The sequence below is a fragment of the Streptomyces sp. NBC_00631 genome (assembly GCF_045206895.1).
Lineage (GTDB): Bacteria > Actinomycetota > Actinomycetes > Streptomycetales > Streptomycetaceae > Streptomyces.
Genome location: NZ_CP107734.1, coordinates 7,216,997 through 7,236,034, shown reverse-complemented (window position 1 = coordinate 7,236,034; position 19,038 = coordinate 7,216,997). Strand labels below are relative to the sequence as shown.

Below are 19,038 nucleotides of genomic sequence, written 5' to 3'. Positions count from 1 at the left end.
ACGCGCAGCCGACGCTACGCCGACGAACCGCACGGAAGCAGAGCTTCCGATTCTTCCCGTCCGCCCCGGGGGACCCTCGCGGCACACGGGCCGCACATCTCACGAACGTACGTCATGCCACGGACGTCCCCGGTGTCCCTCGTACGGGCCACAGGTTCCCCCCGAGGGCCCGCGATGGCGGAAGCTGTCAGGTGTGAGCCCCCGCGTCCGCGCCGCCGTCCCACCGCGCCCGCTTCATGTCGAGCCGCGGCAGGTGGCCCTCCGCGGCCCTGCCCGCCTCCCTCAGCGGGGTGCCCTCGGCGCGGTAGTGGTCCAGCGCGCCCAGCTCGTGCCCCGGGAGGAGCACCCCGTCGGCACGCACCACCCGCCACCACGGGCCGGCACTGCCGTAGAGGGACATCACCCGGCCGACCTGGCGCGGCCCTCCCTCCTCCAGCCACTCCGCGACGTCGCCGTACGTCATCACGCGCCCGGGCGGGATCCGCTCGGCGACCTCCAGGACCCGCTCGGCGTACTCGGGCAGCTCGTCCGCATACCCCTCTCGGGTGTCCTCGGGAAGGCTCTGCTCGTTCATTCGCCCCATCCTGCCGCACCCCACCGACAACCAGCGCGGTCCGCGGCAGGCCTCCGCCTCGCCCTCTCGCGGCGCTTGGGGCAGACTGTGCGCCCCCGCATCTGCACCCTGATGCCCTCGGGTGTCGGTGGGGCATGCCACCATCGTGCGGGCGGTGACTGGTGATACGAGATCAAGAAGAGACGACCGAGCAGCAGGGCGTGCCCTCCGAGGGCGGGGCGAGCACCTCTGACGCCGCCGCACGCCCGGACGCGGCGGAACCCGGTACCGCACAGCCGGAAGCCGCACAGCCGGAAGCCGGTCGCCCGGCCGCCGCACGGCCGGAACCCGCACGGCCGGACCTCGTGAAGCCGGACTCCGCGCACCAGGCCCCCGCCGAAGACCCCGACGCCGCCGAGGCGGAAAACGTGCCCGACGAGACGCACACCGACGAGGTGGAGGGCGACGAACCGCTGCTCCCCGCGCGCGTACACCGCCCCTCCGACCTCATGCGGCTCCTGGTCGGCGTGCTCGCCATCGCCGTGCTGCTCGGCATCTCGGCGTTCGCGCACGGCACCACCTCCGGTCTCGAACAGGACATCAACAAGGGCACCGGACAGGCCCCGGACCTGCTGATCAGGTTCGCGGGACTGGCCTCCAGCATCGCCATCCTGCTGGTCCCGGTCGCGTTCGCGATCGAGCGGCTGATCAAGCGGGACGGGCTGCGCATCGCCGACGGCGTGCTCGCGGCCGTCCTCGCGCACGGCGTGACCCTCGCCACCGACCTGTGGGTGGCCAGGGCCGCCCCGGGTTCGATCCAGGAGGCGCTCACCCAGCCCTCTCCCGGTGACATCCACGCCCTCACCGACCCGGTGCACGGCTATCTCGCGCCCGTCATCGCCTATATGACGGCCGTCGGCATGTCCCGGCGGCCGAGATGGCGGTCCGTGCTGTGGATCGTGCTGCTGCTCGACGCGTTCTCCATGCTGGTCACGGGCTACACCACCCCGTTCTCGATCATCCTCACGGTGCTGATCGGCTGGACCGTCGCCTACGGCACGCTGTACGCGGTCGGCTCCCCCAACGTGCGTCCCACCGGACGCACCCTGCTGGCGGGCCTCAGGCACGTCGGCTTCCACCCGGTCGGCGCGGCCCGCGAGGAGACCCTGGACACCGAGAACGGCGACCGGGGCCGGCGCTACTTCGTCACGCTGGAGGACGGCCCGCCGCTGGACGTCACGGTCGTCGACCGGGAACAGCAGGCCCAGGGCTTCTTCTACCGGGCGTGGCGCAACCTGACCCTGCGCGGCTTCGCCACCCGCTCCAGCCTGCAGTCCCTGCGCCAGGCCCTGGAACAGGAGGCCCTGCTGGCGTACGCGGCGATCGCGGCCGGCGCCAACGCGCCCAAACTGATCGCCACCTCCGAGCTGGGCCCCGACGCGGTGATGCTCGTCTACGAGCACACCGGCGGCCGGACCCTCGACTCGCTGACCGACGAGGAGATCACCGACGAGCTGCTGCGCAACACCTGGCACCAGGTGCAGGCGTTGCAGTCGCGCCGGATCGCGCACCGCAGGCTCGCGGGTGACGCCATCCTGGTGGATCGTTCCGGCACGGTGATCCTCACCGACCTGCGCGGCGGCGAGATCGCGGCCGGTGAACTGCTGCTGCGCATGGACGTCGCGCAGCTCGTCACCACGCTCGGCCTGCGGGTGGGCGCCGAGCGGGCGGTGGCCTCGGCGGTCGGTGTCCTCGGCCCCGACGCCGTCGCCGACTGCCTGCCGATGCTCCAGCCGATCGCGCTGACGCGCTCCACGCGCGCGACGCTGCGAAGACTGGCCAGGGAGCGCGCCCAGCGGGAGCGGGATGCGGTCCTGGAGGCGTCCCGGCAGGCCAAGCAGGCCCGCGCGCAGGAGGCCGAGAAACCCGACAAGAAGACGGTGCGCGCCGAGCAGCGGGCCGAGAAGCGGGCTCTGGACGACGCACTGGAAGAGGCCCGCGAGGAGGACCTGCTCACCCAGATCCGGCACCAGGTGCTGAAGATCAGGCCGCAGGCGCCCGTCGAGCCGGCCCGTCTGGAGCGGGTACGGCCGCGCACGCTCATCAGCGTCATCGCCGGCGCGATCGGCGGGTACTACCTGCTGACCCAGCTCACCCACATCGAGTTCGGCCCGCTGGTCGCGAACGCCCAGTGGGGCTGGGTGATCGCCGCGGTGCTGTTCTCGGCGATCAGCTATGTGGCCGCCGCGATGTCGCTGCTCGGGTTCGTGCCGGAGCGGGTGCCGTTCCCGCGCACCGTGGCGGCGCAGGTCGCCGGCTCCTTCGTGAAGATCGTGGCGCCCGCCGCCGTCGGCGGTGTCGCCCTCAACACGCGCTTCCTGCAGCGCGCGGGAGTGCGCCCCGGGCTCGCGGTGGCCAGCGTGGGCGCCTCGCAGCTGTTCTCGCTCGGCTGTCACATCCTGATGCTGCTGTCCTTCGGTTATCTGACCGGCACCGAGAAGACCCCGTCACTGTCGCCGTCCCGCACGGTCATCGCGGGCCTGCTGACCGTCGCGGTACTGGTCCTCGTGGTGACCTCGGTGCCGTTCCTGCGGAAGTTCGTCAGCACGCGCGTGCGGTCGCTCTTCGCGGGAGTCGTGCCACGCATGCTGGACGTGCTGCAGCGCCCGCAGAAGCTCGTCACCGGCATCGGCGGCATGCTGCTGCTGACCGCCTGCTTCGTGATGTGCCTGGACGCCTCCATCCGCGCGTTCGGCGACCAGTCGACCTCGTTGAGCATCGCCAGCGTCGCCGTCGTCTTCCTCGCCGGCAACGCGCTCGGCTCCGCGGCGCCGACCCCGGGCGGTGTCGGCGCGGTCGAGGCGACCCTGACGGTGGGCCTGATCGCCGTCGGGCTCCCCAAGGAGGTCGCGGCGCCCGCCGTCCTGCTGTACCGGCTGCTGACCCTGTGGCTGCCGGTCCTGCCGGGCTGGCTGGCCTTCAACCACCTCTCGCGCAAGGGCGCGCTCTAGGGGCGTACCTCGGACGGCTCGCGCCCCGCGCGCGTGCCACTGCGCGACCCCAGGATGGGAGCATGCCGAACCCCTTCCGGATCCGCGTCGCCGCCCTGACCGCCGCCGTGGCGCTGTCCTCCTTGCTGACCGGGTGCGGCGACGGTTCCAAGGACGGGGATCTGACGGCGCAGAAGCTGGACTGGAAGAACTGCCCGGCGCCCGACGAGGCCGAGGGCGGCGGCGACTCGCCGTCGCCGCTGCCCGGCGGCGGCCCCTGGCAGTGCGCCACCATGAAGGCCCCTCTGGACTGGTCGAAGCCCAAGGGCGCCACCATCGGCCTCGCCCTGATCCGGGCCAGGGCGAGCGGCGACGCGAGCAAACGGATCGGTTCCCTGATCTTCAACTTCGGCGGCCCCGGCGGCAGCGGGGTCACCACGCTTCCCGCGTTCGGCGAGGACTACGCGGCCCTGCGCACCCGCTACGACCTGGTCAGCTTCGACCCGCGCGGAGTAGGCCGCAGCGACCCCGTCGAGTGCGAGAACGACGCCCAGCTGGACGACTACTTCCAGCAGGACGCGACCCCCGACACCAGCGCCGAGCGCACCCAGCTGGTCAACCGCACCAAGCAGTTCAACGCCGCCTGCGAGAAGAACTCCAGGACGATCCTGCCGCATGTGCGCACCACCGACGCCGCCCGCGACATGGACCTGATGCGCCAGGTCCTCGGCGACGCGAAGATGCACTACTTCGGCATCTCCTACGGCACCGAACTCGGCGGCGTCTACGCCCACCTGTTCCCGAAGAACGTGGGCCGGGCCGTCTTCGACGCCGTCGTCGACCCCACCCAGGACCCGGAGCAGAGCTCGCTCGGACAGGCCAAGGGCTTCCAGCTCGCACTCGACAACTTCGCCGAGGACTGCACGTCGAAGAAGACGGAGTGCCCGATCGGCGCCACCCCGCAGGACGTGAAGGACCGTATCGCCAAGCTCCTCGCGGACCTCGACGCGAAACCGATCCCCGGCATCCTCCCCCGCATGCTGACCCAGACCGCCGCCACCAACGGCATCGCCCAGTCCCTGTACTCCAAGGACTTCTGGGAGTACCTCACCGAGGGGCTCGAAGAGGCGTACGACGGCGACGGGAAGATCCTGATGCTGCTGTCCGACTCGATGAACGGCCGCAGCCAGAACGGCGAGTACAGCAACATCACGGCGGCGAACATCGCCATCAACTGCGCCGACGAGAAGCCGCGGTACACCGCCGACTACGTGCAGCAGAAAGTGCCCGAGTTCCGCGCCGCCTCCCCGCTGTTCGGCGACTACCTCGCCTGGGGGATGGTCAGCTGCACCGACTGGGCGGTACCGGGCGCCGCCGACCATCCCGACGTCAGCGCCCCCGGGTCGGCGCCGATCCTGGTCGTGGGCAACACCGGGGACCCGGCGACGCCGTACGAGGGCGCGAAGAAGATGGTGGACGCGCTCGGGAAGGGCGTCGGGGTCGAGCTGACGTACAAGGGACAGGGGCACGGGGCGTACGACAGCAAGAACAGGTGCGTGCAGGGTGCCGTGAACGGCTATCTGCTGGAGGGGACGGTGCCCAGGGCCGGGGAGATCTGTACGTAGGCGTCCGCAGCCGCGGCGCGGCTGGTCGCACAGTTCCCGTGGCCCTCCGGGGTGCGCTGCAGAACCGCAGGTCAGACGGTTATCCACAGGCTTTCACGGGCTCTGCTCGATCCGCCTACTATGGCCTGACCGCTCTCCCGCGACGAACCTGCGGAGAGCCTGTGTGGGGGGTGTGCACGCATGTTGCGATATGTACGGTGGGCGGCCGCCGTTGCCGCGGCGCTGCTCGTGGCCGGGTGCAGTGGCGGGACGCCAGGCGGGGGTGCGGACGAGGGAAAGCCCTCGTCCCCGCAGCAGTCGACGGCCACGTCCGCCACCGGCGGCTCGGCCGCCCTGCCCGCTTCCCTCACCTCCCAGAAGCTCGACTGGGGCCGCTGCAAGGCCACTTCGGACTCCGCCGCGCCCGGGGACGAGTGGCGGTGCGCGACGCTCAGGGTGCCGTTGGACTGGGCGAAGCCGGCCGGGGAGACGATCGGGCTGGCGCTGATACGGGCGCAGGCGAGCGGCGGTTCGGGGAAGCGGATCGGCTCACTGCTGTTCAACTTCGGCGGGCCGGGCGGCTCCGGCGTCTCGACGATGCCGTACTACGCCTCCACCGTCTCCGCGCTGCGCGAGCGGTACGACCTGGTGAGCTGGGACCCGCGCGGGGTGGGAGCGAGTGAGGGGATCCGCTGCCGCAGCGACAAGGACATCCAGAGCGCCGAGTCGGTCGACGCGACACCGGACACCGCCGCCGAGGAGAAGGCGTACTTCCAGGACGCCGCCGACTTCGGCAAGGGCTGCGAGAAGGCAGCCGGCAAGCTGATCGCGCATGTGTCCACGACCGACACGGCCCGCGACATGGACCTGATGCGCCAGGTCCTCGGCGACGCGAAGATGCACTACTTCGGCATCTCCTACGGCACCGAACTGGGCGGTGTGTACGCCCACTTGTTCCCGAAGAAGGTGGGGCGGCTGATCCTGGACGCGGTGGTGGACCCGACCGCCGACTCGGTCGGCCAGGAGAAGAACCAGGCCGCCGGCTTCCAGCGGGCCCTGGACGACTACCTCAAGTCCACCGGCCAGGACCCGAAGCAGGGCTCCCAGAAGATCGTCGATCTGCTCAGGCGGCTGGACGCCACACCGCTGCCCACCTCGTCCGGGCGCAAGCTGACACAGACCCTCGCGGTCACCGGCATCGTGCTGCCGCTGTACAGCCAGGACAGCTGGCCGACACTGACCAGCGCGCTCAAGGCGGCCGAGGAGGGCGACGGCTCGGAGCTGCTCTCGCTCGCCGACCAGTACAACGAGCGGGACTCCTCGGGGCACTACGGCACGACCACGCACGCGCAACGGGTCATATCGTGCCTGGACGACAAGGAGCGTCCGACGCTCGCCGAGACGAAGAAGCTGCTGCCCCGGTTCGAGAAGGTCTCGCCCGTCTTCGGGGACTTCCTGGGCTGGGACTCGGCCGGCTGGTGCCACGACTGGCCGGTGGCCGGGCAGTACGACACCCCGGAGGTGAGCGCGCCGGGCGCGGCCCCGATCCTGCTGGTGGGCAACACGGGCGATCCGGCGACCCCGTACGAGGGCGCCCGGAAGATGGCCGACGAACTGGGCAAGGGTGTCGGCGTCGAGCTGACCTGGAAGGGCGAGGGCCACGGCGCGTACGGAAGCGGCAGCGACTGCGTGGACTCGGCGGTGAACGCCTATCTGGTCAGCGGCACGGTCCCGAAGGACGGCACGGTCTGCTCATGACGAAGGCGGGGGCCGCGGACACCTGTGGTGCCCGGGGCCCCCGCCCGTCGCGGAGCCTGTGCTCAGTAGACCGGCTTCGACGGCTCGATCTGGTTGACCCAGCCGATCACGCCGCCGCCGACGTGGACCGCGTCGGCGAAGCCCGCGGACTTCAGGACCGCGAGGACCTCCGCACTGCGGACACCCGTCTTGCAGTGCAGGACGATCTTCTTGTCCTGGGGCAGCCCCTCCAGGGCGGTGCCGAGGAGGAACTCGTTCTTCGGGATCAGCTTGGCGCCCGGGATGGAGACGATCTCGTACTCGTTCGGCTCGCGGACGTCGATGATCTCGATGTTCTCACCGTCGTCGATCCACTCCTTGAGCTGCTTGGGAGTGATCGTCGAGCCGGCCGCCGCCTGCTGGGCCTCCTCGGAGACGACGCCGCAGAAGGCCTCGTAGTCGATGAGCTCGGTGACGGTCGGGTTCTCGCCGCAGACCGCGCAGTTCGGGTCCTTGCGGACCTTGACCTGGCGGTACTGCATCTCCAGGGCGTCGTAGATCATCAGCCGGCCGACGAGGGGCTCACCGGTGCCGGTGAGGACCTTGATGGCCTCGGTGACCTGGATGGAGCCGATCGACGCGCACAGCACGCCGAGGACGCCGCCCTCGGCGCAGGAGGGGACCATGCCCGGCGGCGGGGGCTCCGGGTAGAGGCAGCGGTAGCAGGGGCCGTGCTCGGACCAGAAGACCGAGGCCTGGCCGTCGAAGCGGTAGATGGAACCCCAGACGTACGGCTTGTTCAACAGCACGCAGGCGTCGTTCACCAGGTAGCGGGTGGCGAAGTTGTCGGTGCCGTCGACGATCAGGTCGTACTGGCTGAAGATGCCCATCACGTTCTCGGCCTCAAGCCGCTCTTCGTGAAGGATCACGTTCACGTACGGGTTGATGCCGAGAACGGAGTCACGGGCGGACTCGGCCTTGGAGCGGCCGATGTCGGCCTGGCTGTGGATGATCTGGCGCTGCAGGTTCGACTCGTCGACCTCGTCGAACTCCACGATGCCCAGAGTGCCGACGCCCGCGGCGGCCAGGTACATCAGCGCAGGCGAGCCCAGGCCGCCGGCGCCCACACAGAGCACCTTGGCGTTCTTGAGCCGCTTCTGCCCGTCCATCCCGACGTCAGGGATGATCAGGTGGCGGGAGTACCTGCGGACCTCGTCTACGGTGAGCTCAGAGGCTGGCTCGACCAGGGGTGGCAGCGACACGGGGACTCCGTTGATCGGTCAATCACTACAGTTGTTCTCCCTGTAACACTGCCACGGGCTTCTTCATTCCGAGACACCCGTTCCGATCCGCGAGACGATCTCGTCCCAGTAACCGGGCACGGTCTCCCAGGGGTCCGCCCGGCCCCAGCTGTCGGTCCGGTCGGTGAAGTAGATCGTGGCGGCGCCCTGCCAGCGGGCGATGCGCAGCGCCTCGTCGAGATGGCCGAGGGGCACGCCGTGCACGAAGTGGCAGAAGCGGTCGGGCGGGTAGTCGGCGGTCCACTCGGCCACCTGGGACCAGCGGTAGTCGCTCCAGGGCCCCGCGAAGGTCACCAGCTGGTCGGCGTTCTCGGCGTAACCCGGGTAGGGGTGGGTGCCGTGGCCGAGGACGATGTGGGGCTCGTCACCGACGGCGCGCAGCGCGGCGACCGCGCGGCGGACCTCGGGGAGCGCGGAGCGCTCGGTGGGGCACCGGTCCAGCAGGAAGCCGTCGACGCGGTACCAGTCGTGGAAGCGATGAGCCTCGGTGATCAGGTCTCCGTGGGGGCGGGCACCGTAGGTGCTGTCCAGGTGGCCGAGGACGCGGACGTCCGCGTTGCGGAGCCGGCCGGCCGCCTCCAGGCAGTGCGGGTCGGGGCGGCTGCCGGGGCCGTTCGCCACGTCGAGGACGACCCAGTCCAAGGGGACGCCGGGGCGGGTGAGCTCGGCCCATTGGGCGGGGGCGAGCAGGGGGTGGGCGTAGCCGGGGATGCCGACGGCGGTGCGGACTCCGGTGGCCGCGGCGCCCGCCCGGGTACTGGTCAGATGCGGCATGCCGCCTCCATCCAGATGTCCGCGAGGGACTCTTCGAGGTTGATGCGGGGCCGCCAGCCGAGCCGGTCGCGGGCGCAGCGCACGTCGGCCTGCTGCCAGCTGCCGCAGCCGTCCGGGTACGGGTACGCGACCGGGCCGGTGTGCTCGCCGTCCATCCGGGGGTGGCCGATGGCGCTGCGCAGCGGGCCGGGCGGGCCGTCCAGCTCGTGCAGGGCGCCGCCGTATCCGGCGACCCTGGCGAGGACGCCCGCGGCGTCGCGGAGCCGGACGGCGCGGCCGGAGCCGATGTTGATGACGCCCTGTGCGGCGGAGAGCGAGGCCGCGTGGACGGCGCGGGCGACGTCGCGTACGTCGACGAAGTCGCGCTGGGCGCCGAGGCCGCCGAGTTTGAGTTCGCCGTCGCCGGACTGCATGGCGCGGCGCATGGCCTCGGCGAGGCGGCCGAGCGGGGAGCCGGCCGGGGTGCCCGGCCCGGCCGGCGAGAAGACGCGCAGGACGACGGCGTCCAGGCCGGAGCCGAGGACGAGTTCGGTGGCGGCGAGCTTGCTGACGCCGTACGGGCCGCCGGGGCGGGGTACGGCGTCCTCGGCGGTGGAGGAGCCGGGCTGGCTCGGGCCGTACTCGGAGCTGCAGCCGACCTGCACCAGGCGGGCGCCGCAGCCGCTGCGGCGCAGGGCCTCGCAGACGGTGGCGACGGCGACGGTGTTGTGCCGGGTGAGTTCGCGGGCGCCGCCGCGGGTGGCGCCGGCGCAGTTCACGATGACGCCCGGGTGGACCGCGTCGAGGAAACGGGTGAGCGCGCCGGGGCTGCCGGTGGCGAGGTCGAAGCGGACGTCGGCGTCGTCGCCGCGGCCGAGCGCGGTGAGCTGGACGGCCGGGTCGGCGAGCAGCCGGTCGGCGACGAAGCGGCCGAGGTATCCGTTGGCTCCGATCAGCAGAACCCTCATCGTGCGGCTCCCGGGGTGTGCGCTCCGGCGACTCCGGTGGTTCCGGACGCTCCGGGTCCGGGTCGGGAGGTGGTCATCTGGTGGTCTCCTTCGAGGGATGGTGCGGTTGCCTCCGGCGGAGTGCCGGGCGCCTGCCGCCGGGACGGCTCGGCGAGGCGTGCGAGGACATCGGCGGCTGTGTTCACTCCGGGGCTCCCGTCGGCGCGTGGGCCGAGGCCCGGGTGAGGGTGCGGGTCGCCCGGAACAGCAGTGCCAGGGCTGCGGCGCCGCAGCCGAGCGCCGGGACCGCGTTCGGTCCCCAGGTGTCGACCAGGGCGTCGACGGGCGTGGCCAGGAAGGCGCAGCCTGGCAGCCGGCCGGCCAGGACGAGGGCCACGGCCGCTGCTTCCGTGGCGGCCGCGGCGGCGGGGGCGGGCCCCTGCGGGACGTGGTGGACGGCGAGGAGGCGGGCGAGCAGGAAGAGGGCGCCGAGGGTGAGGGCCGCCGGATAGCCGGCGGGTTCGCCGAGGGCGGCGCCGCACAGGGCGAGCAGCGCGGTGAGGGCGCCGAGGAAGAGGGCGAACGTGCCGAGCAGCGACGGCTGCACGGCGCCGGTGAACTCCTCCAGGCCCCGGCTGCTCGCGAGCCTGCGGCGGGCGCCCGCCGTGAACAGGTGGGTGCTCCAGGCCGCCGGGGCGCAGGCCAGGGTGAGGGCGAGGACGGGCGCCGTGGTCACCGGCCAGGTGCCGTGCGCGGCGCCGGTCGGGAGCCCCTCGGGGCCGCCGTCCACGACGGCCCGCAGCAGGCCGTCGCCGAGGAGGGCGTAGGCGAGGAGCCAGCAGGTCCACGCGCGGGTGCCGGTGGCGGTGTGCCAGGCGGGCCCACGGACCGGCACCGCCAGGGGGCCGCGCCGCAGGGCCGAGCGTACGGCCAGGGCGAGGGCGAGCACGCCGACGACGGCCACCAGGAGACGAGGGCGGCCCTCCGTGAGCCGTACGCCGGTCACGGCCGCCGCGCACACGGCGCCCGGGAGGAGCGTGAGCAGCACCCGGTCGACGCGGAAGCGGGGCGCCGGCGCCGGTCCGGGGAGCGGGTGGGGGGCGTCGTCGCGGGGCACGCGTGCGTAGAGCTCTTCAGCGAGCGAGAAGACGTCACGGTGCCGGAAACGGGCGGCGGTGCGGTCGGTGACGCCGTGCGCTTCGAGGCCGGCCGCGATCTCCAGAGGGTCCACGGCCCGCTCGCAGAGCGCACGGTGGCGGTGCATCAACGCCTTGACGGGGTCGGCGGTGGCGCCTCGGCGGGGCGTGGAACCGCGGCTGCCGGCGGTGCCCTTCGCAGTGGTCCGGCCGCCCGAAAAGACCTCATCGGCTCCCTGCGGCCCGTCAGCGGGGAAGGCGTCCCCCGAGCCGTCCTCGTCGACTCCCAGGAGCCATTCCTCCGGTCTCGCGTCCCAGGCGACGGCCGCGCCCGGGCGCCCGGGCCGGTCGAGCTCTCCCGGACCGCCGTTCAGCGCGCCGACCTCGTCGCCGCTCACAACGCCCCCTCGGTGGCCGCGCGCGGAGTGGGCCGCATGGCGGTGCCCAGACCCCAGCCGGGTCCGGCGCGATGCGCGACGCGGGCCGTGGGACCGGTCCAGTGGCCGGGCACACGGGCCTCGGCGGGGACGGCGAACGGCAGGGGCTCGCCCGCCCGGTCGACGACGACCCGCCGTACCGGGCAGTGCGAGACGATCTCCAGGTAAATGCTGTGAAATGCTGCGATGTTCTGCTCGACGGTGAACAGTTCGAGCGCACGGGCGCGCGCGGCCGCTCCGAGGCGCTCACGGCGCTCGGGGTCGCGCAGCAGCGCCACGCACGCCTCCGCGAGCGCCCGTGGATTGCGCGGGGGTACGACGAGCCCGGTGCCGCCGATGGCCTCCACCACGGCGCCGACGTCCGTGGAGACGGTCGCCCGGCCGCAGAGCATCGCCTCCACGAGCCCCACCGGGAAGCCCTCGACGACGCTGGAGAGCACGACGACCGCGCCGGACGCGTAGGCGTCGGCGAGGGTCGGTGCCTCCGGGCCGCCTATCTCCTCGAAGGAGACCGGGTTGTCGCCGACGGCGTGCAGACCCTCGGCCTCGTCGGGGAAGAGCTGCGCGGCGAGCGCCCTGCAGTGCCCCAGATAGGCCTCGCCTTCCGGTCCCGCCGGGGCGCCCACGAGCCGCAGTCGCGCCTTGGGCTCCTCCTTGCGGATCTCGGCGAAGGCGTGCAGCAGTGACACCAGGTCCTTGGCCGGCTCGACACGGCCGACCCACACGAGCGTGTCGGGGTCGGCGCGGTCCGGCGCCTCGCCCACCTCGGTGAACCGGGCGGCCGCCATGCCGGGATGGACGGTACGGATACGGGCGCGGGCGGCGCCGCAGCGCTCCTGCCAGCGACGGGCGTGCGCGTTGCCCGGAGTGATGATCGCGGCGCGCCGGTAGACCTCGGCGGCGAGGCGGCCGTGGAAGGCGGCGAGCAGGGCGCGGACGGCGGGGGTGGCCGCGTCGGAGCCGAAGGCGAGGTAGTGCGAGCGCAGGTGCACGCCGTACTCGGTGACCAGCAGCGGCACGCCGGAGAAGTGCCCGGCGAGCAGCCCGGCCAGGGCGGCCGGGCCACCGGCGGTGGCGTGGCAGAGGTCGGCCGCGCCGAGGCCGTCGTCGCCGTACCAGTCCAGGGAGAGGGGGCGAAGCGCGCGTTCGAGATGTGCGGTGACGGCGAGCAGATCGGGTACGCGCGCCTCGCGCGCCGTACGGAGTGCGCCGGGCGCGCGGCAGGCGCGCTCCAGCGCGCGTACGGCGGTGTCGGAGCGGAGCGCGCCGACCAGTCCGCCCTCGTCGCGGGCGAGTTCGGCAAGTCCGTGGAGCGCGTTGCGGAAACGGTCCGCCAGGGAGCCGGGTGCGGCTCCGGTGGCGTCCGCGGCGTTCTGCCCGTCCACGCTGTGCGGAACGTCCGCGCCGTCCGCGCCCGGACCGGCACACAGCACCCCCGCGAGTTCGCCGTAGCTCTCGGCGAAGCGCCGGCGTGCGCGCCGTCCGTACCTGACCCCGTCCTCCTCGGCGGCCCACAGGGGGGCCGTCCGCACCCGGCTGACGTGCGGCGGCAGCGGCAGCCAGCCCTCGTCCTCCTGTCGGCGGGTGCGGCTGAGCGCGTAGAGGTCGAACTCGTGCTGCCCGAGCCCGCGCACGAGCCGGTCGCACCAGAGTCTGGCGTCACCGCTCACATACGGATAGCCACCCTCCGTAAGCAGTCCGATGCGCACGTGTGCACCCCCGATCGATCTCCCGTATGGGGAGCCACCGTGGCTCGGTGGCTCGCAGCGGGACGAAGGTATGCGGACAAGGCGGTGGCGCGACGGACGGTTGTCCATCGCGCCACCAAAAGGGGTGAACGGTCGTAACTTTCCCGTGCGGGGCGCGTTCGGTCGCGCTAGGCAATCAAGCGGCGGCGGAACGTCACGCCAGGAACTGCGGAAACGTCACGCCGATGCCAGCTCCCGGCGCACCGCCCGCCGCCTGGCCGCCGCCTCGGGGTCGAGGGCGGGTACGGCGGCCAGGAGTTGCCTGGTGTAGGGGTCCCGGGGGTTGTCGTAGACCTCGTCGGCGGGCCCCGTCTCGATGATCCGGCCGCGGCGCATGACCGCGACCCGGTCGCTGACCTGGCGCACGACGGCGAGGTCGTGGGCGACGAAGACGAGCGCGAGTCCGAGTTCGCGCTGGAGTTCGCCCAGCAGGGCGACGACCTGGGCCTGGGTGGTGACGTCCAGCGCGGAGACCGGCTCGTCGCAGACGATGACGCGTGGGTCGGCCGCGAGCGCCCGCGCGATGCCCACGCGCTGGCGCTGGCCGCCGCTGAACTCGTGCGGGTAGCGCTGGTAGTGCGCCCCTTCGAGCCCCACGCGCTCCAGCAGCTCGGTCACGCGCGCCCGGATGCGCCGCTCGTCGCTCCCCCACTCTCGGCTTCGCTCGAGCGGGGGGACCCCCATGCCGCGTGCGCGCAGCGGGTCGGCGATCGACTCCCCGATGCTGCGCCGCGGGTTGAGGGAGGACACCGGGTCCTGGAAGACCATCTGGACGGCCGGATTCACGCCCACGCGCGCGTGGCCGTCGTACCGGACCTCACCCGCCGTCGGCTCCAGCAGCCCGACCAGCATCCGGCCGAGGGTGGTCTTGCCGCTGCCGCTCTCACCGACGACACCGAGGGTCTCGCCCCGGCGCACGGTCAGCGACACGTCGTCCACGGCCGCGAGGGCCCGCTTGCCACGCCCGAACTCGCGGCGCAGGCCGGACGCCTCCAGGACGACCTCCTCGGACGCATGTGAGGGCGCGCGCACCGCGTCCACGCGCGGGACTGCCAAGAGCAGCTCCCGGGTGTACGGCTCGGCGGGCGCGCCGAGCACGGCGGCGACCGGCCCCTGTTCGACCACGCGCCCGTGCCGCATGACGAGCACCCGGTCGACGCTCTCGGCGGCGACGCCCACGTCATGGGTGACGAGGAGCAGGCCCATGCCGGTCTCCTCGCGCAGCGTGTGCAGCAGGTCGAGGATCTGGGCCTGGACGGTCACGTCCAGGGCGGTGGTGGGCTCGTCGGCGATGAGCAGCTCGGGCTCGCAGGCGAGCGCCATGGCGATCAGCGCGCGCTGGCGCATGCCGCCGCTGAACTCGTGCGGACGGGACCGGGAGCGGCGCCGGGCGTCCGGGATGCCGACCCGGTCGAGCACCTCCACGGCACGCGCGCGTGCGGCTCGCCGTGTCCCGCGCGCGTGCACGCGGTACACCTCGGCGATCTGGTCGCCGATCGCGTAGTACGGGTCGAGGGACGACAGCGGGTCCTGGAAGACCATCGCCGCCGTCGCGCCGCGCAGCCGCCGCAGTTCGCCGTCGGAGGCGGTCTGCACGTCGGTGCCGGCGACCTCGATCGAGCCGCCGACCCGCGCCCCGGTGCCGTGGTGCAGGCCCAGCAGGGCCGAGGCGACCGTGGACTTGCCGGAGCCGGACTCGCCGACCAGGGCGAGCGCGGCGCCGCGCTCCAGGGCGAACGAGAGCCCGTCCACGGCCCGCAGGTCGCCGAACTCCACGGTCAGATCAGTGACTTGGACGAGACTCATGTCAGTACCACCCGTCGGTCGGCCACCGCGTACAGCACGTCGGCGACGGCGTTGGCGAGGACCACGAAGAAGCCGATGACGAGGACCATGCCGACCACGACGGGCAGGTCGACCACGCTGACGGCGTGGACGAGTTCCTGGCCGAGGCCGGGCAGTCCGAACAGCGTCTCGGTGAGCACGGCGCCGCCGACGGCCGAGCCGAAGTTGTTGGCGTTCAGCGCGATGACCGGCGCGAGCGCCCCGCGCAGGGCGTGCCGGCCGACGATCGAGCGCTCGCCGACGCCGTACGCGCGGAAGGTGCGGATGTGGTCCTCGGCCAGGGTCTCCAGCATCGACGCCCGGGTCATCCGGGCGAACGAGGCGGACTCGATGAGGGCGAGGGAGAGCCAGGGCAGCAGCAGGTTCCACGCCCACTGTTCGGGGTCGTCGGTGAACTTCACGTACTGCGGGAAGGGCAGCAGTTGCAGTTCGCCGCAGACGACGATCATCAGGACCAGACCGATGACGAAGACCGGCGTGGCCCAGCCCGCCAGCGTGAGGCCGGTCAGCACCCGTTCGGTGAGCCGGCCGCGCCGCCAGACGGAGAGCACGCCCGTGCCGACGCCCAGGACCAGCCACAGCACCATCGCGCCGAACACCAGCGAGAGGCTGACCGGGAGCCTGGTCAGGATGATGCTCAGGACCTGCTGGTCGGTCTGGTAGGAGAGACCGAGGCAGGGCGCCGAGCAGTGCTCCACGGAGGTGCCGGTGGAGTAGTCCTGCCCGGCGACCAGGCCCTGGAGGAAGTGCCAGTAGCGCACGTACAGGGGGTCGTCGAGATGCAGTTGCTGGGCCACCTGGTGGACCTGCTCCGGGGAGCAGCGGGGGCCGCAGGTGATCTGGGCGACGTTGCCCGGGGTGACGTAGAAGACGACGTAGACGATCACCGAGATGGCGAGCAGGGTCGCCAGGGTGCCGATGGTGCGGCGGAGCAGGAAGCCGCCGAAGCCGTTCACGCGGATTCCTCCTTCGCCGCCCCGGCCTCGCGCCTGCGACCGGTGCCGACGCCGAGCCGGGAGGCGGCGCGCGGGTCCAGGGCGGTGCGGACGCCGTCGCCGAGGACGGTCAGCGCGAGGACGGTCACGAACAGGGCACCGGCCGGCAGGAGAAGGTACTGCGGGGCCGCCTGGTACCAGACGTCGGCGGCGGTGAGCATCTGCCCCCAGGAGGGCGTCGGCGGCTTCACCCCGACGCCCAGGAAGGACAGCGCAGCCTCGGTGCTGATGTTGACCGGAATGAGGATCGAGGCGTAGGTGATGACGGGTGCGGCCAGGCCGGGCAGCAGTTCACGGCGGGCGATGCGCCAGGCACCCCAGCCGCTGAGCCGTGCCGCGGCGACGTAGTCGAGCCCCTTCAGGGTGAGTGTCTGGGCGCGCACGATCTTCGCGAGGCTGCCCCATGCGATGAACCCGATGACGAGGGTGACCAGGACGGGCCGGGGGAAGCTCTGCGGCACGATCGCGAGCAGCGCCAGCGACATGACCATCAGGGGCAGCGCGACGAAGATGTCCGTGATCCGGCTCAACAGTTGATCAATCCATCCACCGCCGAGCGCGGCCGCCACACCGACGACGAGGCCGAGGAGGACCTGGATCAGGGTCGCCGCGAAGGCGACGCCCAGGGAGACCCGCGCCCCGTACACCAGCCGCGCGAACAGATCGCGGCCGGTCTGCGGCTCCACGCCCAGCCAGTGGTCGCCGGAGAGGCCGCCGAGGGAGCCGGTCGGCACGCCGCCGCGCGCCGAGTCGATGAGCGACGGGTGGTAGGTGGTCGGGTCCTGGCCCTCCAGCGCGGTGAGCAGCGGTGCGGCGAGCGCGACCAGGACGAGCAGCGCGACGACCCCCGCCGCGACCGTGGCGGCCCGCTGCGTACGCAGCCGGCGCCAGAACTGACGAGCCCCCGAAGCCCCCGAGACGGACGCCTCGGGGACCTGGGTGGCGACAAGTGCCTCGCTCACGGCGCTACTTCACCGCGACCTGGGAGATGTCCAGGACACCGGTCCAGTCGCTGATCACGACGTTCTTGATGTCCTTGCCCACCAGCCGCTTGTAGACGGGGTGGAACAGCGGCACGGTCAGCGCCTGCGCGCCGATCTTCTTGTCCAGCGCACCCCACCGCTTGGCGGCCGCGTCAAGGTCGGTCAACTTGTTGATCGCGTCAATCTCGGCGTTGACCGAAGCATCGTTGAGCTGGGAGGCGTTGAAGTTCGCGCCGTCCTTGACGATCTGCCGGCCGTCGAAGATCGGGGCGAGGAAGGGGCCGCCGGAGGGCCAGTCGGCACCCCACGCGGCGAGGAAGAAGCCCGGCTCGGTCTTCAGGCTGTGGACCGTGTCGGAGTAGTTGTTGTCCTCCAGGCCCTGGAGCTTGACCGTGATGCCGGCCTTCTTGAGGGCGTCCTGGATCGCGGTCGCGATCTCGGGGCTGGTCTTGAAGTTCTGGGCGTTGTCGTGGGTCAGCGTGACGGTGAGGCCGTTCGGGTGACCGGCCTCCTTCAGCAGCTCCTTGGCCTTGGCCGCGTTGCCGGTGTCACCCGCCGGGAAGAGGTCGTACGGCGTGTAGCCGAAGGACTTCTGGTTCGGCAGGAAGGTGGTCGCGGGCTCGGCGAGCGCGCTGCCGCCCGCCGCGTTGATCACGGACGACCGGTCGACGGCGTACGAGATCGCCTGCCTGACCTTGGGGTTGTCGAACGGCTTGACCTTCGGGTTGAACGCTATGTAGTTCGTGTAGCCGAAGTGCCCGGTACCGACGCGCGCGGCGAGTTCCTTGTCGCCCGTCACCTTGGCGAGCTCGGCCGGACCGAGGTTGGTGTCCGTCGTCACGGCGGCCGCGTCCGTCCCCTGGGACGCCGACAGCCGCTGGTTGATCACGGACGAGTCGAGCCCGGACTGCACGTCGATCTTGTCCGGGTACGCCTTGCGCTGGTCGTCGACGGCCGCGGACCAGTACGTGTTCCGCTCCAGGACCAGGTGCTCGCCGTCGTTCTCGTTCTTCACGACCTTGTAGGGGCCGGACGAGATCGGGTGCTCCTCGTACTTCGTGCCCGTGTCCTTGGCCTTCGGGACCGGTGTGAACTGCGTCTGCGTGGCCAGGAACGGGAACTCGCCCTCGGGCTTGTTCAGGTGGAAGACGATCGTCCGGCTGTCCGGCGTCTCGATCGCCGACAGCCCCTTCTTGTCCTTGTACGGCCCCTGGTAGTCGGCGGCGCCGACCAGCCAGTCGCGCAGATAGGGCGCGCCGCCGGAGAGCTCGGGGGCGAAGGAGCGCTCGATGCCGTACTTGATGTCGGCAGAGGTGATCGGGGTGCCGTCCTCGTACTTGAGGCCGGCCTTCAGGGTGTACGTCCACACGGTCGCGTTCTTGCTGGGACGCCCGGTGTCGGTGGCCAGGTCGGGGACGACCTTGGTGCCGGCGGCGCCGTCCGCGCGGTTGCGGGTGGTGAGCGTGCGGAAGACCAGGGAAGGCACGTTGCCGCCGCCGGAGGTGTACAGGCGGGCCGGGTCGAAGTCCGACTGGGGGTCGGAGTTCAGGACGGTGAGCGTGCCGCCCTTGTGCGGCGTGGAGTCGCCACTGGAGCCGTTGGCATCGTTGTCCTTCGGCCCGCACGCGGCGGCGCCCGCTGCCACGACCAGGGCAAGCGAAACGTACGCCGCGCGGGCGCTGTTCACGGACGGGTGACGCATCGGAATGACGACCTCTCGGAAGAGCAAATCTCGACAGGCGAGACAGATTGACGAGGAGTGAGACGAAAGTGAACAGACGTCTGCCCGGGCGTCAGGTCGCCGAAAGAGCCGTGACCCAGGTCACGACGGAAGAAAGGAGATCGCGACGCGAACGCCTGAAGGCGGGCGTCAGCGACAGTCGATGTCGGCCACGCAGAGCGCGGTCACGCCGATGAGCGCCAGCTCGATGGCGGCGCGCGCGGAGGCGTGAAGGGACGACATGCCCAGAAATATCTACGAACTTTCTGCGCATGTCAATGTGATGTAT

General features: G+C 72.0%; 14 protein-coding genes. 3 read left to right on the top strand and 11 right to left on the bottom strand.

Annotation, left to right across the window (positions count from 1 at the left end):
- Positions 1 to 187: 187 nt before the first annotated feature.
- On the bottom strand, positions 188 to 574 hold the full coding sequence (locus OHB00_RS33405; RefSeq protein WP_406440315.1) for an MGMT family protein: 387 nt from the start codon (positions 572 to 574) through the stop codon (positions 188 to 190).
- A gap of 161 nt (positions 575 to 735) precedes the next feature.
- Between OHB00_RS33405 and OHB00_RS33400 the strand changes: the two genes are divergently transcribed.
- The 3 genes from OHB00_RS33400 (at position 736) to OHB00_RS33390 (ending at position 6,905) form a co-directional block, all read left to right on the top strand.
- On the top strand, positions 736 to 3,564 hold the full coding sequence (locus OHB00_RS33400) for a lysylphosphatidylglycerol synthase domain-containing protein (protein WP_406440313.1): 2,829 nt from the start codon (positions 736 to 738) through the stop codon (positions 3,562 to 3,564).
- A gap of 62 nt (positions 3,565 to 3,626) precedes the next feature.
- Positions 3,627 to 5,168 carry an alpha/beta hydrolase gene (locus tag OHB00_RS33395; RefSeq protein ID WP_406440312.1) on the top strand — a complete coding sequence of 514 codons (1,542 nt, stop codon included), beginning with the start codon at positions 3,627 to 3,629 and terminating at the stop codon, positions 5,166 to 5,168.
- A gap of 180 nt (positions 5,169 to 5,348) precedes the next feature.
- Complete coding sequence (locus OHB00_RS33390; RefSeq protein ID WP_406440310.1) at positions 5,349 to 6,905, top strand: alpha/beta hydrolase; 1,557 nt, start codon at positions 5,349 to 5,351, stop codon at positions 6,903 to 6,905.
- A gap of 62 nt (positions 6,906 to 6,967) precedes the next feature.
- Here OHB00_RS33390 and moeZ read toward each other — a convergent pair whose 3' ends face one another.
- From moeZ to OHB00_RS33340, 10 genes are all read right to left on the bottom strand, one after another.
- Positions 6,968 to 8,146 (bottom strand): adenylyltransferase/sulfurtransferase MoeZ, encoded by a 1,179-nt coding sequence (moeZ, locus tag OHB00_RS33385; protein WP_406440308.1) that lies wholly within the window; start codon positions 8,144 to 8,146, stop codon positions 6,968 to 6,970.
- Between the two features lie 63 nt (positions 8,147 to 8,209).
- Positions 8,210 to 8,959 carry a spherulation-specific family 4 protein gene (locus OHB00_RS33380; RefSeq protein ID WP_406440306.1) on the bottom strand — a complete coding sequence of 250 codons (750 nt, stop codon included), beginning with the start codon at positions 8,957 to 8,959 and terminating at the stop codon, positions 8,210 to 8,212.
- The gene (locus OHB00_RS33375) at positions 8,947 to 9,906 is read right to left on the bottom strand and encodes an NAD-dependent epimerase/dehydratase family protein (RefSeq protein ID WP_406440304.1); all 960 of its coding nucleotides are present in this window, start codon (positions 9,904 to 9,906) and stop codon (positions 8,947 to 8,949) included. The genes OHB00_RS33380 and OHB00_RS33375 overlap by 13 nt, the downstream gene beginning before the upstream one ends.
- A 181-nt stretch (positions 9,907 to 10,087) precedes the next feature.
- The gene (locus OHB00_RS33370; RefSeq protein WP_406440302.1) at positions 10,088 to 11,419 is read right to left on the bottom strand and encodes a hypothetical protein; all 1,332 of its coding nucleotides are present in this window, start codon (positions 11,417 to 11,419) and stop codon (positions 10,088 to 10,090) included.
- Positions 11,416 to 13,128: a glycosyltransferase gene (locus OHB00_RS33365; RefSeq protein ID WP_406446101.1), complete on the bottom strand. Its 1,713-nt coding sequence runs from the start codon at positions 13,126 to 13,128 to the stop codon at positions 11,416 to 11,418. Before OHB00_RS33365 ends, OHB00_RS33370 begins: the two co-directional genes overlap by 4 nt.
- 255 nt (positions 13,129 to 13,383) lie before the next feature.
- A complete protein-coding gene (locus OHB00_RS33360) occupies positions 13,384 to 15,012 on the bottom strand; it encodes a dipeptide ABC transporter ATP-binding protein (RefSeq protein ID WP_406440301.1) in 1,629 nt (542 codons plus the stop codon).
- Positions 15,009 to 16,007 (bottom strand): ABC transporter permease, encoded by a 999-nt coding sequence (locus OHB00_RS33355; protein WP_406440299.1) that lies wholly within the window; start codon positions 16,005 to 16,007, stop codon positions 15,009 to 15,011. The genes OHB00_RS33360 and OHB00_RS33355 overlap by 4 nt, the downstream gene beginning before the upstream one ends.
- The gene (locus tag OHB00_RS33350; RefSeq protein WP_406440298.1) at positions 16,004 to 17,008 is read right to left on the bottom strand and encodes an ABC transporter permease; all 1,005 of its coding nucleotides are present in this window, start codon (positions 17,006 to 17,008) and stop codon (positions 16,004 to 16,006) included. Before OHB00_RS33350 ends, OHB00_RS33355 begins: the two co-directional genes overlap by 4 nt.
- Before the next feature lie 4 nt (positions 17,009 to 17,012).
- On the bottom strand, positions 17,013 to 18,731 hold the full coding sequence (locus tag OHB00_RS33345; RefSeq protein WP_406440297.1) for an ABC transporter substrate-binding protein: 1,719 nt from the start codon (positions 18,729 to 18,731) through the stop codon (positions 17,013 to 17,015).
- Between the two features lie 168 nt (positions 18,732 to 18,899).
- Positions 18,900 to 18,992 carry an Ms4533A family Cys-rich leader peptide gene (locus tag OHB00_RS33340; protein ID WP_309500592.1) on the bottom strand — a complete coding sequence of 31 codons (93 nt, stop codon included), beginning with the start codon at positions 18,990 to 18,992 and terminating at the stop codon, positions 18,900 to 18,902.
- Between the last annotated feature and the right edge of the window lie 46 nt (positions 18,993 to 19,038).

What these genes read in the sequence shown, in the direction of transcription:
- OHB00_RS33405 (WP_406440315.1), bottom strand. Translation starts at nt 574, where the DNA reads ATGAACGAGCAGAGCCTTCCCGAGGACACCCGAGAGGGGTATGCGGAC.
- OHB00_RS33395 (WP_406440312.1), top strand. Translation starts at nt 3,627, where the DNA reads ATGCCGAACCCCTTCCGGATCCGCGTCGCCGCCCTGACCGCCGCCGTG.
- OHB00_RS33390 (WP_406440310.1), top strand. Translation starts at nt 5,349, where the DNA reads ATGTTGCGATATGTACGGTGGGCGGCCGCCGTTGCCGCGGCGCTGCTC.
- OHB00_RS33380 (WP_406440306.1), bottom strand. Translation starts at nt 8,959, where the DNA reads ATGCCGCATCTGACCAGTACCCGGGCGGGCGCCGCGGCCACCGGAGTC.
- OHB00_RS33375 (WP_406440304.1), bottom strand. Translation starts at nt 9,906, where the DNA reads ATGAGGGTTCTGCTGATCGGAGCCAACGGATACCTCGGCCGCTTCGTC.
- OHB00_RS33360 (WP_406440301.1), bottom strand. Translation starts at nt 15,012, where the DNA reads ATGAGTCTCGTCCAAGTCACTGATCTGACCGTGGAGTTCGGCGACCTG.
- OHB00_RS33345 (WP_406440297.1), bottom strand. Translation starts at nt 18,731, where the DNA reads ATGCGTCACCCGTCCGTGAACAGCGCCCGCGCGGCGTACGTTTCGCTT.
- OHB00_RS33340 (WP_309500592.1), bottom strand. Translation starts at nt 18,992, where the DNA reads ATGTCGTCCCTTCACGCCTCCGCGCGCGCCGCCATCGAGCTGGCGCTC.